13 protein-coding genes and 1 pseudogene are annotated in these 17,368 nt (G+C 38.8%); 6 read left to right on the forward strand and 8 right to left on the reverse strand.

Features of this window, described 5'->3' with window-relative positions:
* Window positions 1-292: 292 nt before the first annotated feature.
* The 3 genes from ALFOR1_RS14735 to ALFOR1_RS14745 all read left to right on the forward strand — a co-directional run bounded on the left by ALFOR1_RS14735 (window position 293) and on the right by ALFOR1_RS14745 (window position 4,461).
* Window positions 293-799 carry a glycine cleavage system protein R gene (locus ALFOR1_RS14735; protein ID WP_104643406.1) on the forward strand — a complete coding sequence of 169 codons (507 nt, stop codon included), beginning with the start codon at window positions 293-295 and terminating at the stop codon, window positions 797-799.
* 94 nt (window positions 800-893) lie between these two features.
* Complete coding sequence (ppk1, locus tag ALFOR1_RS14740; protein WP_104643407.1) at window positions 894-2,981, forward strand: polyphosphate kinase 1; 2,088 nt, start codon at window positions 894-896, stop codon at window positions 2,979-2,981.
* A complete protein-coding gene (locus ALFOR1_RS14745; RefSeq protein ID WP_058549337.1) occupies window positions 2,974-4,461 on the forward strand; it encodes a Ppx/GppA phosphatase family protein in 1,488 nt (495 codons plus the stop codon). Before ppk1 ends, ALFOR1_RS14745 begins: the two co-directional genes overlap by 8 nt.
* 37 nt (window positions 4,462-4,498) lie before the next feature.
* Here the strand turns inward: ALFOR1_RS14745 and ALFOR1_RS14750 are convergent, their stop codons facing one another.
* From ALFOR1_RS14750 to ALFOR1_RS14780, 7 genes and pseudogenes are all read right to left on the reverse strand, one after another.
* Entirely contained in the window at window positions 4,499-4,954 is a 456-nt protein-coding gene (locus tag ALFOR1_RS14750) for a hypothetical protein (RefSeq protein ID WP_104643408.1), read from the reverse strand.
* Window positions 4,955-5,177: 223 nt separating this feature from the next.
* Window positions 5,178-8,297: an efflux RND transporter permease subunit gene (locus ALFOR1_RS14755; RefSeq protein ID WP_104643409.1), complete on the reverse strand. Its 3,120-nt coding sequence runs from the start codon at window positions 8,295-8,297 to the stop codon at window positions 5,178-5,180.
* 8 nt (window positions 8,298-8,305) lie between these two features.
* Entirely contained in the window at window positions 8,306-9,829 is a 1,524-nt protein-coding gene (locus tag ALFOR1_RS14760; protein WP_104643410.1) for an efflux RND transporter periplasmic adaptor subunit, read from the reverse strand.
* A pseudogene (locus ALFOR1_RS14765) lies at window positions 9,819-11,182 on the reverse strand (TolC family protein). Before ALFOR1_RS14765 ends, ALFOR1_RS14760 begins: the two are co-directional and overlap by 11 nt.
* A 110-nt stretch (window positions 11,183-11,292) precedes the next feature.
* Entirely contained in the window at window positions 11,293-11,739 is a 447-nt protein-coding gene (locus tag ALFOR1_RS14770) for a hypothetical protein (protein WP_307723130.1), read from the reverse strand.
* A gap of 11 nt (window positions 11,740-11,750) precedes the next feature.
* Window positions 11,751-12,362: a paraquat-inducible protein A gene (locus ALFOR1_RS14775; protein WP_058549332.1), complete on the reverse strand. Its 612-nt coding sequence runs from the start codon at window positions 12,360-12,362 to the stop codon at window positions 11,751-11,753.
* Window positions 12,363-12,364: 2 nt separating this feature from the next.
* Window positions 12,365-13,630: an EAL and HDOD domain-containing protein gene (locus ALFOR1_RS14780; protein ID WP_058549331.1), complete on the reverse strand. Its 1,266-nt coding sequence runs from the start codon at window positions 13,628-13,630 to the stop codon at window positions 12,365-12,367.
* Window positions 13,631-13,779: 149 nt separating this feature from the next.
* Here ALFOR1_RS14780 and ALFOR1_RS14785 point away from each other — a divergent pair, with 149 nt between their 5' ends.
* From ALFOR1_RS14785 to ALFOR1_RS14795, 3 genes are all read left to right on the forward strand, one after another.
* Window positions 13,780-14,529: a substrate-binding periplasmic protein gene (locus tag ALFOR1_RS14785; RefSeq protein WP_104643411.1), complete on the forward strand. Its 750-nt coding sequence runs from the start codon at window positions 13,780-13,782 to the stop codon at window positions 14,527-14,529.
* A 280-nt stretch (window positions 14,530-14,809) separates the two neighbouring features.
* Window positions 14,810-15,376, forward strand: a complete 567-nt coding sequence (locus ALFOR1_RS14790; RefSeq protein WP_104643412.1) for a PhnA domain-containing protein — start codon at window positions 14,810-14,812, stop codon at window positions 15,374-15,376.
* A 137-nt stretch (window positions 15,377-15,513) separates the two neighbouring features.
* Entirely contained in the window at window positions 15,514-16,332 is an 819-nt protein-coding gene (locus tag ALFOR1_RS14795; protein ID WP_104643413.1) for an META domain-containing protein, read from the forward strand.
* A gap of 76 nt (window positions 16,333-16,408) precedes the next feature.
* On the opposite strand, the gene ALFOR1_RS14800 is transcribed toward ALFOR1_RS14795, so the two are convergent.
* Window positions 16,409-17,248, reverse strand: coding sequence for a 23S rRNA (adenine(2030)-N(6))-methyltransferase RlmJ (locus ALFOR1_RS14800; RefSeq protein WP_104643414.1), 840 nt, complete (start codon window positions 17,246-17,248; stop codon window positions 16,409-16,411).
* Window positions 17,249-17,368 lie beyond the last annotated feature (120 nt).

Here is a 17,368-nt window from a genome sequence, read left to right on the forward strand (position 1 = left end):
GTATCTAGTTATAAACTAACCAAATGGTCAGTTTATTTAAAATTTAAACCTTACAGAGTGAACTAAATTGTAAAATAATTGGACAAAGTATTTATCGGGGTCAATACTTAAAACGCACCTAATAAATAGAAATTGCAATGGGTTGGGCACTTTTAAGCTGTTTAAAACTAGTAGGCAAGTTTAAACTTTACGCCTTTTGTAATAGCAAATAATATATTTCTAAATCACACTTTTAATATCACACTTAATGCCTACGCATTTACTTTTTGGGGCTTAAATAAGAGAATTATTTATGAAGCAGTTGGTTATAACGATTTTGGGGCAAGACCGCCCGGGTTTAGTAGAGAGCATCTCATCAGTCGTATTAGAAAATCATGGTAACTGGCTTAGTAGTAATTTAAGTCATTTACTCGGGCATTTTGCTGGCATTATACAACTAGAAGTTGCTGAGGAGCACTTCCAGTCATTGCAAAATGCACTCAATACACTACCAAAATTAGATGTAAGAATAGAAACAGGTAATACCGAGGTAGAACCAAGCGCACTTGAGCAACTTAACTTAGTTATTACAGGTAACGACCGACCTGGTATTGTGCAGGAGCTCGCAAGTGTAATTCGCCATAAAGGCGCTAACATTAAACATTTAAATTCAAGGCAACAAAGCGCCCCTAATTGGGGAGTACCAATATTTAGTGCCGTTGCAACCGTAACTTTACCAAGTGGAATGGATAAAGACGAAGTAATTTACGCACTCGAAGCCATTACTAGTGACCTAATTGTTGACGTAGAGGAACCATAATTCACCTGTGCGTGTCACAAATGTGACACGCATGTCATGTTAATGTCATCAATCTGCACTATATTTTATTTTGTATCTAACTATGGAATAAAGTATGAACGCCCATACCGAACAAACTCAAGCCGTCGAGTACTTTGCTAAAGAGCTAAGTTGGCTGTCGTTTAACGAACGCGTATTGCAAGAAGCAAAAGATAAGAATAACCCCATTATTGAACGCATGCGTTTTTTAGGCATTTTTTCTAATAACCTCGATGAGTTTTTCAGAGTTAGGGTTGCCGATGTTAAGCGTCGTATTTTATTGAATAAGCTTCCCGATGCTAATTTTGAAGAAGACGAAGTACTTCTAAGCCAAATACAAAAAAAGGTATTACAGCTTGGCAAAAAGTTTAATCAAATTCATCAACAAATTTTAAACGACCTAACCATCCATAACATCCATGTAGATCGCCCCGAAAAGTTGACTGAGTTTCACCTAAATTGGTTAAAATACTATTTTCACGACAACGTATTACAGCATATATCCCCTATTCTACTCGACGAAAATAAAGACTACTCAGATTACATAAATGACACTATGACCTATCTGTTCGTAGAAATGAGTGACGAGAAAAGTCACTTTGCTATGCTTGAAGTACCTACAGATCGGGTTCCTCGCTTTATAATATTACCGCCTGAAAAAACACGTCGTCGTAAAACAATAGTGATGCTAGATGACGTGATTTCATATTTTTTAAATGACGTATTTAGTAATTTTTTTAACTTTGAAACTATTCAAGGGCACGCAATAAAACTAACTCGTGATGCCGAATATAATCTTGATGATGAGCTAGAAGAAGGCTTGCTTGATAAAATGTCTAAGGGACTAAAGCAGCGTATTTATGCAGAGCCAGTTCGTCTTGTATACGATGAAGCGATGCCTGAAGGCATGTTAAAAGTTATGAAAAAGCGTTTAAATGTTACGCATCACGATGCACTTATTCCCGCAGGGCGCTATCGTAACTTTAGAGACTTTATAGCCTTTCCAAATGTGGGCCGCCAATACCTTGAAAACAAGCCTCTACCAGCACTACAAAGCACTGCTTTTAACAAGCACACGAGCGTATTTGACGCCATAACTGAGCAAGATATATTACTTTATTACCCCTATCATACTTTTAATCATTTACTAGAGTTTGTACGCCAGGCTGCATTTGACCCAGTAGTGACGCAAATTAAAGTAAATATTTACCGCGTTGCCAGTAAATCACGGCTTATCTCTTCATTAATCAATGCGGCAAAAAATGGCAAAAAAGTAACTGTAATGGTTGAGCTTAAAGCCCGTTTTGATGAGCAAAATAATATTGAGTGGGCAAAAGTGCTAAGCAGTGCTGGCATAAAAGTGATTTTTGGTATTCCTGCGCTAAAAGTACACAGTAAGCTGTGTATTATTCATCGCAAAGAGAAAAATAAAATAGTGAAATACGCGCACATAGGCACCGGGAATTTTCATGAGAAAACAGCAAAAATTTACACTGACTTTAGCCTTTTCACTAAGCACTCCGGTATTTGTGAGGAATGCGATAGTGTATTTAAATTTATAGAAAGCAGCTATAAGCCATTTAATTTTGAATATCTCATGCTTTCTCCTATTAATGCGCGCGATATGCTGTTGGATTTAATAGATAAAGAAATTCAGCATGTAGAAAACGGCAATCCCGGTAAAATCACTGTAAAAATAAATAATTTAGTTGATAAGCAGCTTGTTGATAAGCTTTATTACGCAGGGCGCAGAGGCGTTAAAATACGTATTATCGTTCGTGGTATGTGCTCATTAATACCTGGCCTTGCTAAGTTTAGCGACAATATAAGAGTAATAAGTATTGTTGATCGTTTTTTAGAGCACCCTAGAGTCATGGTATTTGGTAATAACGGTGACGACAAAGTATATATTTCGTCTGCCGATTGGATGACTCGTAATCTAGATCACCGTGTTGAGGTGGGCGTACCAATCTTAGATGCTAAATTAAAACAGCTCATTATTGATATTTTAGAGCTACAATTTAAAGACCGTACTAAAGCGCGGCTAATCGATAGCGAGCAAAAAAATACGTATGTAAGACGCGGAAACAGAAAAAAAATACGCTCGCAGATTGCAATTTATGACCATCTAAAAAAATGGGAACACAATTATAATAATGAATGATCACCCCTCAATAGCAGCCGTCGATTTAGGCTCAAATAGCTTTCATTTAGTGGTTGCTCGCGAAGTTGATGGCACACTACAAATTCTGCATAAAGAAAAGCAGCGTGTATATTTAGCAGACGGACTAGATGATAAATTTAGGCTCAGCCAGCAAGCAATTGATCGTGCCTTAATTGTGCTTAAGCAGTTTGCAAAAACGCTACAGGACTTCCCTGCCTGCAACGTAAAAGTAGCAGCAACTTATACTTTTCGCAGAGCTAAAAATATTCATGCCTTTTTAACGCAGGCCAATAAAGTATTCCCTTTTCATATTGATGTAATTGCAGGGCAAGAAGAAGCACGGCTCATTTATCAAGGGGTTGCTCATTATGTACATAACGAAGATAACCGTCTTGTTATTGATATAGGGGGCGGTAGTACAGAGCTTATAGTTGGTAGGCATTTTAAACATAAACTACTTACAAGCCGTAATATGGGATGCGTTAGTTACACCAATCAATTTTTTAGTGACGGCATAATAAATGGTAAGCGCTTTAATAAAGCTGAAATAAAAGCAGAACAAGAAATAGAAGCTATTTTTGCCAATTATATATCAGAGGGCTGGAAAAGCGTTATTGGTACCTCAGGAACTATTAAATCGATATTGGCTATGGTGAGTGCTCAAAACCTTCATCAGCCTTGTATAACTTACGACGATTTATTAACCCTGAAACAACAATTTATAAAAGCAAAAAAAATTGATAATTTAGAAATTGAAGGACTAACACCAGAACGTCAGCAAAGTATGTGTGGCGGACTTGCTATTTTAATTGCAATTTTTAGGGAGTTTGCAATCACCGAGCTAACTTACAGTGATTTTTCACTGCGTGAGGGGCTGCTTCATGAAATGCAGCAAAAGTTAGCTGACAAAGACATACGCAGTAACACAATAAATAACGTTAGCGACAGATACACCGTAGATAAAGCTCACGCGACACGGGTTTCAGATACCGCTATTTGGCTTTATGAGCGCTTAAAATCCCCTTGGCAGCTTAACAATAAAGACGATGTTGCTTTACTAATTTGGGCAGCAAAACTACACGAAATTGGTCTCTCTATTAACTCATCAGGTATTAATAAGCACAGTGCTTATATTGTTGCTAATAGCCAGTTACCGGGCTTTACACAGCAAGAGCAGCTAATACTCAGCTCACTTATTCGTTTTTATCGTAAAAAAATTAAACTCGATGAGCTTTCTGAATTTATAACTATTTCTCAGCAGCAAGTTCTTAAGCTTATTACTATTTTACGTTTAGCGATTTTATTTAATCAAAAACGACAAGTTAGCCAAAAACCAAATATGGAAATTAGCGCAAATAGTACCGGGCTATTTATAAAGTTTTGCGATAACTACCTTCAGGAGCATACCCTACTGCAAGCCGATTTAGAGCTAGAACAGCGCTATTTGAAAAAGGTCGGAATAGCGCTTAACTGCTCATAAGCCAACAAAAGTAAGGTGAGTCACCCTGCTTTTGTTGCTACATATCCATATGGCGGTTTGTGCTTTGCATCATTTGCTTTAAGCCTTGCTCTTCAAGCTCTAATATTTGCCCAAGCTTTTCTTGACCGTTATCTGTTTCGGCGCGCTCTAATAAATATTTATAAAGCTCAATCACCTTTTGATGCTGGCTCGATAAGTAGTTTTGAATTACTTTTTCATCAAACTGCTGATCTTTACTAATATCTTCAAATGTGATCAGATCAGGGTTTTCTGCAAAGTATTCATAACTATAAGTATCTAAAGTATTAATTTCGGTAATTGCTTTAAAGCCCACTAAATCCTCAGCAAGCTTTTTTTCATAACTTAGGTAATAGTCCACCAGCATCGCGTTATGTTCATCAAGTATATCTTTTACGCTATAAAAATTTGCCGCCATTTGTGTGTGAAATAAAACGGTCCAATCGTACACTTCTTTAATTGTTTTAACTTGCATGTGCGTTCCTTACTAAGTTGACTGTACTACTTTGTTGCGTAAAACATGCCAACAAAAAAACACTTAAAAACAAAAACTTAAAATTATGATAAATAATAATGAATCATTTAATAGAACAACTTACAAATTATAGGTAATTTTTATAGAGCAATGCTTTAGTAACCTGAGCCTAGTTGCTAGGCGCAGATCAGGTTTAAAAATAATACATTGCTCTATTACTTCGTTATTTAAGCCCTTGCTTGCGCCATAATAAGTAAACGGCAGGAATAACAACCAAGGTAAGGGCAATTGCGCTTATCATGCCGCCAACCATAGGCGCTGCAATTCGGCTCATTACTTCGCTGCCAGTACCTGTACCATAAAGCACTGGTAGCAAGCCAATAATAATAGTCGCTACCGTCATCATTACTGGGCGCACCCGCAGCCCTGCGCCTTCAATAATTGCTTGTTGTAACTGTATTAAACTAAGCGGCTTACCTATTTGCTCAGCTTCTAAGGATTTTTCTTGGTAGGCCTGATTTAGATACACCAACATAATTACGCCAATTTCAACGGCAACACCGGCTAAGGCAATAAAGCCCACTCCTACTGCTACTGAAAAATTAAATCCCTCTAAATACATTAACCATACGCCACCAATCATCGCTAGTGGCAACGTAGCCATAATAATAGTCACTTCAGCAAAGCTTCTAAAATTAAGGTAAAGCAATACAATAATAATCGCTAAAGTAAGCGGTAATACGTAAGTAAGCTTGTCTTTGGCTCGCTGCATGTATTCGTACTGTCCAGCCCATGTAATAGAATAACCAGCAGGCAATACCAAGTGCTTATTTAATACTTGCTGAGCATTTTGTACGTAAGTGCCAATATCAACACCGTCAATATCAATAAGCGCCCAACCATTTACACGTGCATTTTCGCTTTTTATACCAGGTGGACCATCTTCAATAAATACATCTGCTACATCAGCAAGTGCTATACGCTGCCCAGAAGGAGTTACAATAGGTAACAACATTAGTTCTTCTGGCGAGTCTCTGTATGCTTGCGGATAACGCAAATTAACAGGGTAGCGCTCTTGCCCCTCTACGGTTTGCGTTACGTTTGTACCACCTATTGCAGTCGATATAACTTGCTGTACGTCGCTAATGTTTAAGCTATAACGCGCGGCTTTTTCACGATTTATATCTACTTTTATGTAACGTCCACCGGCTACGCGCTCTGAGTAAACCGATGCGGTGCCTTGCACATCTTTTAAAAGCACTTCTATTTGTTGACCAATTTTTTGAATTTCGCTCAACTGTGGTCCCGCAACTTTAATACCTACTGGGGTTTTAATGCCCGTTGCAAGCATATCAATACGTGTTTTAATTGGCATTACCCACGCATTCGTCAGCCCCGGAAACTTAACCAAACCGTCGAGTTCTTTTTTAAGCTTTTCAAGGGTCATACCCTCGCGCCATTCGTCTTTTGGTTTTAGCTGAATAAACGTCTCTATCATTGTAAGAGGCGCAGGATCTGTTGCAGTTTCTGCTCGCCCAACTTTCCCAAATACCGATTTAACCTCTGGCACCGTGGCAATTAACTTATCGGTTTGCTGCAAAATTTCACGGGCTTTACCTATCGATAAACCAGGATACGTTGTGGGCATATACATTAAGTCGCCCTCATCGAGTGGCGGAATAAATTCACTGCCTATTTTGTTTACCGGGTAAAAGCCAATAACAGAAACAACCACCGCGAGTACCAATGTCATTTTTGGAAATTTAAGCACCCAGTTAAGTAATGGCCGATACGCTGCAACAAGTAATCGGTTAACTGGATTTTTTTGCTCCGAAATAACTTTACCTCTAATAAAGTAACCCATTAATACCGGCACTAAGGTAATCGCAAGCCCAGCAGACGCTGCCATAGCATAGGTTTTAGTGTAAGCCAGTGGCGCAAACATACGCCCTTCTTGCGCTTCTAAAATAAATACCGGCATAAAGCTTACGGTTATAATAAGTAAACTAAAAAACAATGCAGGGCCGACTTCACTAGTCGCTTTAACAACTACCTCCCAGCGGTTTTCGTTAGTTAATGGCGTTTTTTCCATATGCTTATGCATATTTTCAATCATGACTATCGCGCCGTCGGTCATAGCACCAATGGCAATGGCAATGCCCCCTAACGACATTATATTGGCGTTAATACCTTGCCAATACATAATGATAAACGCAGTTAAAATACCTAGTGGCAAGGTAATAATTGCCACCAAAGATGAGCGCACATGAAACAAAAACACCACACATACCAAAGCAACTACAATCAGCTCTTCAATTAATTTATTGGTTAGGTTATCAACCGCGTTACTTATTAAGTTGGAGCGATCGTACACAGGGATTATTTCAACGCCCTCTGGTAATCCTCTTTTGAGTGATTCTAATTTTGCTTTTACCAATTCAATTGTTTTTTGTGCATTTTCGCCATAGCGCATAATAACTATGCCGCCAGTTACTTCGCCTTCTCCATTTAGCTCGGCTATACCGCGCCGCATTTGCGGCCCTAACCGTATGTCGGCTACATCTCGCAATTGCAGCGCAGTTCCATTAGCGTTTACACCAAGGGGAATAGCCTCTAAATCGGCTACACTTTTTATATAGCCGGTGCTTGTTACCATGTATTCAGCCTCAGCCATTTCTACCACAGAGGCGCCCATTTCTTGATTGCCTTGCTTTATAGCCGTTTGAATCAGGCTAAGCGGAATACCATATGCGCGTAACTTATCAGGCTCTACATTTACTTGATATTGCTTAACCATGCCACCTACGGCTGCAACTTCTGATACCCCCGGCACTGTTTGTAATTCAAACTTTAAAAACCAATCTTGCAAACTTCTTAATTGGCTAATGTCATGCTTATTTGTTTTATCAACCAGTGCATATAAGTAAATCCAACCAACACCCGTTGCATCGGGGCCAAGCTCTGCATTAGCCGTTTCCGGAAGGCGTTTTGCTACTTGCCCTAAATATTCTTGCACGCGGCTTCGCGCCCAATACAAATCGGTTTTTTCATCAAAAATAACGTAAACATATGAGTCGCCAAAAAACGAAAAACCTCTTACTGTTTGCGCTCTTGGCACAGAAAGCATCGCTGAAGTAAGCGGAAATGTGACTTGGTCTTGCACAACTTGAGGGGCTTGCCCGGGATACGAGGTTTTAATAATCACCTGCACATCAGATAAATCAGGCAGCGCATCAACAGGGGTATTTTTTACTGCATATAACCCTCCCCCCATGAGTATTAATGTAAGCAACAACACAAAAAAGCGATTGCTAACAGACCAGCGAATAATGGCAGTTATCATAATGGCTCCTAGTGAGAACTATGTTGCATAGTAGAGTGGCTATTTGGCTTTGCGACTTTTATATCTGTAACCACAAATTCATCGTTAATAATGCTAAACGTAAAATTAATATACTGAGCATGTTTTAGCTGGCTAATATCTACCTCTGCCGATAATATAAAATCCATTGTGGCAGGCTCTCGACTCCATTTTGGTATGGCCTCACGGCTAATATTAATGACACGATTTTGTAAGTTTATTGCATTAATAGTACCGTTAACTGTAGCTGTTTGTGGCTGCATAGTTGCCTTCATATCCATGTTCATATTCGAGTGTGGTCTAGCGTCTAAATTAGGCATGTCCATTCGCTTAAAGTCAGAGCTTTTACTCGACTCAGAATCAATTAAAAACTGCGCCGAGATAACAACCGTATCGCCCTCTAAAACGCCCGATAAAATAACGGCTTCGCTACTATTAATATGCCCAACATCTACTTGCACCGATTTATATCTCCCCTCACCTTTTGCGATAACAACTCGGTTTTGATGCTGAGTCCGAATAACCGCTTCTTTAGGAACAGTGAGGTGAGCTTCACTCGCGCTTGAATGAATGCTTACTTGTGCAAACATATTAGGTTTTAAACGGTGATCTTTATTATTAAATCTGAGTCTTACACGCAAAGTCCGATTTTTAGCATCAAGCGCGGGGTAAATATAATCTACTTTGCCTTGCCACTTTTCTCCCTTTAAATAATCAAGGGTCATAGTAACAGGTAAGCCAACACTCACTTGCTCGACTTGTCGCTCAAATACCTCCGCCTCTACCCAAACTTCATCTAACTGAGCAATACTCATCATTGATGTGCCTGGTTTTACAAAAAAACCTTCTCGTACATTTAGCTCATCAACCACGCCACTTTCACGGGCGTAAAATGTAATGTTTTGCATTACTTTTTTATTATTTTGAAGACGCTGTATAAACCCATCAGACACATTTAACGATTCTAAACGTGCTTTTGCTGCCCTTATTAGCACCGTATTATTACGGTTTACTGCTAGTAAAAACTCTTCTTGAGCGTTCACTAATTGAGGGGAATATAAGGTATACAAAGGCTCACCCGCTTTAACTTGTGCGCCTTGTGCTTTTACAAATAAAGTTTCTAACCACCCTTCTACTCGTGGATGAATATGAATTAACTGATCTTGGTTGTACTGTACATATCCCACCGTATTAATATCGCTTTGTAGGGTTTTTAGCTGCACCTTACTGGTTCTTACGCCCAAGTTATTAACGACCTCTGGTGAAATAGTTACCGTACCTGGACTACTATTAGCATCATCTTTATAAACAGGGACTAAATCCATCCCCATAGGCGAAAGGCCCGGCTCATCGCGTTTATAATTACTATCCATTGGCGCAACCCAATAAAGTGGTTCTTTTAAGGCATGTTGCTGCTCACCAGCTGCTGAGCTATCTGTTAAAAACTGCTGTGTTATCGCCAAAACACCCGCCCCCACAGCGCCCGCTATAAGTAGTTTTAAATTAGTATTCATTGGTATCTCCTACTTGCTCGGCCATTACTTGGGTATCTAAACTACTTGCATAGTAATTAAGGCGGGCAGTAATAATTTGCTGATCTACGGTAATATTTAATGCATCTATTTTGGCGTTTAGCTCACTAATACGCGCACGCATTACCTCAGAAAAATCACCATCATCGCGGGTATAAGCATTTAGCGTAGCTTGGGCTTGCTCTGCTACTTGAGGTAATAAGGTGTTTTTATAAAGCAACTCACGTTTTTTAGCCGTGCTAACTGGCTGTACTCTTTAAAGTACATCCCCTTTAGTTTTTGAAGAGCAACCAGCTTTTGTGTTTTAGTTGCCTCTGCGGTTGCAATAGCAGCTTTAACTTGCTGATCTTGTCTGTTATCGGTAAATAGTGGCAAGTCGATACTCAACCCGACAGAGAGTAAGTCAGCTCGCGCTTCTCCCACAGGCGTATCATCTCGATAACCATAACCCACATTAACGCCCACTTGAGGCCTGTAACTTTGCTTAGCAAGAGTAACTTCTGTTTGTTTAGCCGTGACTGTTTTTTCTATAGCAACAATTGCAGGGTGAGCCATTAAAAGCGGTATTAACTGGTTAAATTCTAACTGTGGAAAGTCAATTAAAGGGGTCGTTTTAATAAAATCACTATTAAGCGGCTGCATTAACATTTGCATAGGTAGCCACTGCGCAAGGCGACTTTTAGCACCTTCAAATTGCTGCTCAAGCGAAATTAGTTTATCTTCAAGGCGGGTAAGCTCTAGTTGTGCACGAATAATATCTTGCTGACGGGTTTTACCTAAAGTACTTGCGTAACTTGCCTCTGTTATTTCTATTAGCTGAGTAAACAAGCCTTTGTCTTGCTCAATTAGGTCAATACTTCGTTGTGCCCGATAAGCATTTAACCATGCCTCAGTTATAATTGCTTTAACTTGAGCCAGCCTATCGGCGCGTTGCCAAGGATACTGCTGCGCTAATTGAGTTAGTGCTTTTGTTTGTAAGGCTCGGCTATCACCACGACTAAATTTTTGACTTAAATCTACTTTTACCTGCGTCATCCCTTCTTGATCAAACGCATAACCATTCGTTGGTAAATTTAATAACCCAACAGTTAAAACGGGATCGTGTAGGCTGCCCGCTGCAATACTTTTTGATACAGTAGCCGCTTGCATTTCGCTGCTTACTTTAAGCCATGGCTCATTGGTAAGTGCATAATTTAGCGCCTTGGCTAAACTAAGCGTTTGGACTGAACTGGGGGTGTTTTGCGCTTGTAAGTTCAAGGTACTTTGCGCTTTAGCTACCGTACTCAAAAGCACAGTACTACATAATATTATTTTAAAGTTTATAGCAAGGTTCATTACCTACTCCGGCCAAAATAAAGAAAACAAAAGTCTTATTTCAAGGCAGAAAAGGTGATTAGCGGTTTTTGAAGCTTAAAATCTAAATTTTAAATACACCTATCCTGCAATTAAGCAAACATGGGAGGTCGGTAAAGTGAGCGGGGTATCGTAATTTGTGTAGAAGGTACGCTTATACTCACCTTCTCAGAGCCAAGTAAGGTAACACTAAATAGGCTTTCAACATTAAGCATTGAATTAGCAGTGCAGCCGCTCATAGGGCATTTACATTCATTTTTAAGGGTGCTTTCGTTGTCACAACAATCCATTGCTATCATGTTATGAGACATGTTCTCATGCATTTGGGAATCACTTTGCGGCATATCCATTTTAACGTGTGCGAATGTTTTAGCGCCCTCATGCGGCATTTCACAAAACATAGCTACAGACGCAACAGCTTGACCCACAAAAGTGAGTAACAAGGTGATGATAAGTAAGCTTGAATAAAAACGCTGCAATGTTGTGCCTTTAAAATAAATGTCGGTTGCAATTATATGGCAACTCAGTTGCTGCCACAAATTTTAAGTCGTTATTTTGAAACTGTAATCGGTGTTTTTATTAAGTTACTCGCTAAAATTGCAAAAATACAATATGCGCAAAAATACCAAAAACCTTCGCCAAATTGAGCATTCATAATAAGTAACTCACCACTTTTCCCGTGTGCGTTTCCAGCAAGGTAGGTCACTATTAATGCAATAACAAATACATCAACCATACTCCATTTGCTCAGTGCACATATAACCAAACCGAGTTTTTGCTTAACGCCACCCGCAGGTAGGCAACAATACAGTAGTTGCATAAGTAGCTTTAAGCTTGGAATAACAATAGAAAATAACGCCACTAAAGCAGCTACAAATAAGTTGTTGTTATTGGCCAGCTCTTTAACCGTGCCCAAAATACTTTGTGTTTTGCTATAAGCGCTTATTTCGCCCTCTAACTTATCGAGCCCTAACATGTTCGAGAACATCATTAACATACTTCGCGTACGGCCATCACCTTCTTCGGCAAGCATTTCAATACCAGCTTGTGCTAATTTTGATTTATCAATATTACCTTCAATGCTTAATACTGGTTTTGTAATACCAGGAAAAAGTAAGCCTAATGCAATTACTACACTTATAACCGATAACCAATTTCGCATATTTATTCTGCTATAGCCTCAATAATGTCGTCACTGTATAAGACAGCATCCAATAAAAAATTAAATATATGGCCAATATGTAGCTCAGGGTCTATTTTGGCTAATTGAATCATCGCTTCATCTGTATTATCTAATTCAAATTCTTTTATAAGCGATAAACAACTCCCTAAGACACCGCTCTCCAGGAGTAATGCATCTGATATAGCTGCATCTAAGGTGAACTCGTTAACTATATCTTTTAAATCAGCATCTAAAATAGCATCTAGCACAGAGAACAAACCAACAAGATAACCCTGCTCGGTTAAGTCCTTATTATTTTGCTCCAATATAAGCGACATAAACTGCGCACGAGTTAGGGCTAGTTTGGTCAGCTCTGTTGGTTTTTCAACTCCTAACTCACTAATTGCTAAAACACGTACAAATTGCCTTATAGTGTCTTCGCCTAAATAAATAACGGCTTGTGAAATAGAGGTGATTTTTAAGTTTGCTTTTCCTGAGCGCGCATTTGCTAACTTTAATACCCTAGCGGTAATGGCTACATCTCTTGCTACTCGCTGATGAACCTCTTTAAAGCAAAGCGTTTTTTTAGCGGTAAAGCGCAATAAGTCAAATACCGTTAACTTCGATGGCTCTACGCCCTTATAGGTAATCATTTCTGGACGAGAAAAAAAGAACCCCTGAAATAAATCACACCCAGCTTCTTTTAGCACATTAAATTGCTCATGCGTTTCTATTCTTTCTACAATTATTTTTGCATGAGGGTTAGCGCGTTTGATTTTTTTTATGCGCATGTTGGTTTTAATAACCGGTTCGTCTATTTCTATTTTTATATAATCAACATGTGCTAATAAAGGCTCCCATTTAGAGTCCCCATCGTAATCATCTAATGCAAAAATATACCCTTCTTTTTTTAACTCTTGCACACGTTTTGCCACCGCAGGGATATTGCCTGTGCGCTCCACAATTTCAATTACGCTGTTCTCTGGTAATAAGAGTTTAGGAAAGTTATCTAAAATAGTTTCTGATGATAAATTTATAAACGCTAAGTGATGTGCTGTTAGCCTATCAAGCCCTAATAGCATTAACGCATTGAAAAACAGCCGACTGGTAGCATGCGTATCAGAAGTACCTGCAGGAAACGCATTATTAGCCGAATCTCGATAAAGAAGCTCATACGAAAACACATTTTGATTAATATCAAAAATGGGTTGCCTTGCAACAAACTGCGTTATTTTTTGTGCTTCGTCAGAGATATTTTGTAATTTCACTTAACTCTAAACCTATAAATAAATGATGGCTAAATAGCCAATAATACGTGTACTTTAATGTAAGTTGTACTAGATAAATATAGCAATCATTGCAAAACAGCCAAAACTACATAACACTTATATAAATTTTAATTATAAAGGGTGAGAATTTGTCTAACTTAATTCGCTTATTAGTACTGAGCCCTTTGCTATTTGTATTTTATAGCTATGCCAGTATTAACTCTACTCCCCTCAAATATAATATTAGCGCGTCAGGTAGTCATTATCCATATTATACAAATAATCCTAAAAAGCCTGGAGTATTACCCGAAATTATTGAAAAAGTACTCGATGACGCAAATATTACAGCTTCTCATATAAATCTACCCACAAAGCGGATTACCAAATACTTACAAGATGAAATAATCGATTTTGATGTTATTTCATTAGAATGGCTCCCTAAGAATGAGAGAAATGACCCTCGTTATGTTTTTTCAGAGCCGCTTATTTATGCCACTGAAATGATTGTAACCCTGCCTAAAAATGCCCATAACTGGCAAAGCACTTATAGTTTAAGAGGTAAAAATATCGGAACGGTACTAGGTTACTATTACTATGATGACAACACCTTTGAACGTGTTGACTTTCCATCTGAGAAAGAACTTATGACAGCCCTATCAAGAAATCGTGTGGAGGCTGCACTAGTTGGCAAGCTAACAGCTCTTTATTGGGCCAAACAGCTAGATATGCGTATAGCCTTTGGGGCGCAGCACTCTCATGGTTTTTTAAGTATTCGATTATTAAGTAAACACAAAAACCTTTTACCTAAAATAAACCAAGCAATTAAAAATCTTCATAGCCAAGGCTACATAAAAAACATTGAAGATAAGTACTTACTTAATACCCCTGCGCTTAATTAAGTGCTCCTTTTTAAGTTGGGAAATCTGGTTAATGGCAAAACAAAAACCTCGTTATTTAGTTATTCTTTAGTTGCTCCAGCCTTGTTCTAACTTCTTTAACCATGCAGTCTACGATGAGAAAACTGTAACGCAACTAACATCGAGTTTGGCACCTCAAAATGACACCGTATTATTACGAATTGGTATACCCACACAAAGTTAAGGGATTAATAGCGCAGAGCTCGCACTTTGGAGTATAATAGCAGCAATTGTTAACTCGACCAGAACCGAAAAGAGCCCCATGAGTATTGAAAAAGCCTTAATTGAACGTAGTAGTAATCAATGTGAATTATGCGGTGCAACCGAAAACTTATCTGTTTACGAAGTACCGCCTGTTACTGAAACCCATTCAGACAAATGCATTTACACATGCCAAACATGTAAATACCAAATCGAGAATAACAGCGAACTAACACCCACACATTGGCACTGTTTAAACGACAGCATGTGGAGCCAAACACCTGCAGTACAAGTTGTGGCTTACAGAATGTTATCGCGCTTAGCGCCTGATAATGGCTGGGCACAAGACGCTCTAGACATGATTTATCTTGAAGAAGATACATTAGCGTGGGCTAAAAAAGCATTGGCTGAAGATGACGATGTTAAACACGTAGATAGTAACGGTGTTGTTTTACAAGCAGGCGACACTGTTACACTTATTAAAGACTTAGACGTTAAAGGCAGTAGCCTGACAGCTAAACGTGGTACAGCAGTGCGTAATATAGGCTTAACAAGTAACCCTGAACATATTGAAGGGCGAGTTGATGGCCAACGTATTGTTATTTTAACTAAATTCGTTAAAAAATAATCGTTTGATTTTAATTATTAAAGGCGCTGACGCGCCTTTTTTTGTGTCTAAAACTAACCTGAACTCTGAGTAATTAAGCAATTATTAAGCAGCGAAGCACTACACTGTGCAAATAATATTGAGTAAGGATAACTAACATGACAAAGCAACAGGCTGTATTTTCACGTAAAAAAACATTAACAGGCTTAAGTATATTGGCACTCAGCGCTTTTACATTAACAGGCTGCGACCAACAAACTACGCATACCAAAAAAGCCGAGCAAGCCGAGAGTGTATCGAGTTTAACTACACTCGTTACATATAAAGATCGCAGTATGCTTCGCCCTGATTCACAGTTAATAGTCACGCTTTCTGATGTTTCTAAAATGGATGTTAAAGCCGACATAATCGCACAAGAAGTAATAGATATAACTCAAGCGCCCCCTTTTACCGTTGAGATGGTATATGACGCTGACAAAATTAATGACCAACACCGTTATAACTTAACAGCCAGAATTATTAATAAAGACAACGTACTTTATAAAAGTGACGCACAATACAACCCATTTAAAAATACACTGTCGGGTGTGCCGCACGAGATAGAAGTTGTTAAAGTTAAAGTACAAAAGCCAAATGTTACTCTCGCTAACACTTATTGGAAGGCGGTAACATTAAATGCAAAAGCCGTTAGCGTTAATATTAAAGAACCGTTTATCCAGTTTGATAAAGACAATCGAGTTAATGGATTTTTAGGCTGTAATAATTTTAGTGGAAGCTACAGCACGCAGAATCAATCTATATCATTTAACCAGTTAGCTAGTACTAAAAAAATGTGCTCAGAAAGTATGGATCAAGAAACCGCTATGTCGGACGTACTCAATAAGGCTAAACAATGGGAAATTACTGGAGAGTCTTTACAACTCAAAGACACTAACGCCAATACTCTAGCGACTTTTAATGCTGTATATTTTAATTAAGCATCGCTAATTAACTTGGCTTTGCTGTATATAAAAAAGCCCAGATAAATCTGGGCATTTTTTTATTAAACTTAACTTATTCGTTAACGAGCTGTTCGCTTCTATAAAAGCCACTCGGTTTGCTTAAAAGCTCAACTAATCCTGGCATTACCGCATCCATAGTTTGTTTTAGCTTCCAAGGTGGATTAATAACTATCATGCCTGATGCCGTCATTCCGTGCACGTCAGTATCGGCTTCGGTTCCTAGCTCAAACAATTGAATGTTTCGCATACCTGAGTTAATTAAGCCTTGCTCCATATTATCAATACGTTCTCTATCTACTACCGGATACCAAATCATGTATGTGCCTGTGGCAAAGCGTTGGTGCGCTTTAACTAGCGTACTTACAACTGTTTCGTAATCGTCTTTAATTTCGTATGGAGGGTCAATTAACACACACGCTCTGCGAGATGCTGGTGGCAGTAAGCCTACTAATCCTGCAAAGCCGTTTTCTCCTCGCACCCGAATAGAGCGTTTACCTTGCATGTTTTCTTCAAGTAATACTAAATCGCGCGGGTGCAGCTCAAAAAACCAGCCTTTATCTTGACGACGTAAGTAATGCTCAGCAATTTTTGGCGAACCAGGATAAAACGCCAACTCGTTTGTTTCGTTAAACGATTTTATTAATTCGATATAGTCGTTTAATGCTTCATGCATACTTGTATGCGCCCAAAGCTTTTCAATACCATCTTGATACTCTTGTGTTTTTTGCGCATCTGCAGCGGCAAGTTCAAAAAAGCCAGCCCCCGAATGAGTATCAATATAATCAAGCGGTTTATCTTTAATTGTTTGATAATTTAACACCTGAGCCAGTACTAAATGTTTAAGTACATCGGCTGGATTACCCGCGTGAAAAGAGTGTCTGTAACTAAGCATTATTTATTTTCGCCATACGCAATTTAATATCGCAAGTGAACCATAAGCACAGGGCTTTGGCAACTTGCACCAACATAAGAGAGTGTTTAAGTGAACCGTTTCTGAACAAAAAAGCACATA

The sequence above is a fragment of the Pseudoalteromonas carrageenovora IAM 12662 genome (genome assembly GCF_900239935.1).
GTDB classification, from domain to species: Bacteria; Pseudomonadota; Gammaproteobacteria; order Enterobacterales; family Alteromonadaceae; genus Pseudoalteromonas; species Pseudoalteromonas carrageenovora.